Origin of the sequence: Bacillus sp. G16, from assembly GCF_021282335.1 — a bacterium.
Taxonomy (GTDB): Bacteria; Bacillota; Bacilli; order Bacillales; family Bacillaceae; genus Bacillus; species Bacillus inaquosorum.
On sequence record NZ_JAJSOZ010000061.1, the window covers coordinates 1 to 530 of the forward strand.

Sequence of the window (530 nt, forward strand, 5' to 3'; positions counted from 1 at the left end):
GTCCTCGAGCAGGCTGCTGGCCCGGTCCGTACGCAGTGCCTTGGTGAGCACCGAGAGGATATGGTCGCTGGAGTTGAGGTTCAGGGCGATGAACTCCTCTGTCTCATCGCTGAAAGCCTGCAGCACCTTGCGCATCTCATCGTGGGAGACCTGTTCGAGGCTGGCCATCTCCATGCTGATCTGCTGGATTTCCTGCGGCGAGAGGAACTTGAAGACCTCCGCCGCGCTGTCCTCGTCCAGCGCCAGTAGCAGGATGGCACTGCGGCGAACGCCGCCCATTTCCTGGAGCTTACTCATTCCGGTTCATCCAGCCGCGTACAATCATGGCCACCATGCGGGGATCCTCCTCGGCCATCTCACGTAGGTCGTTGAGGTTCTGTTCGTAAGCCGAGGCCTTGCGGCGTCGGCGCGGCTTGTCATAGGTGGAGGCGTCGTCTTCCTCCTGGCCGCGTTCGTCATCACGTTCGTCATCATCACCGACGCGTGCGGTGACCGTAGCTGCCGGCGGCTGTTGCGGTGCCGGGGGCGGT

Annotated in this window: 2 protein-coding genes; both read right to left on the minus strand. The window is 62.6% G+C overall.

Translation table 11 applies throughout. The features are described 5' to 3' along the window. Positions 1-297 (minus strand): magnesium and cobalt transport protein CorA (locus LWH95_RS21525; protein WP_232920354.1); only part of this gene is annotated, 297 nt, incomplete at its 3' end. Then, a partial coding sequence (locus tag LWH95_RS21530) for a hypothetical protein (RefSeq protein WP_232920355.1) occupies positions 290-530 on the minus strand: 241 nt, incomplete at its 5' end. The genes LWH95_RS21530 and LWH95_RS21525, both read right to left, overlap by 8 nt.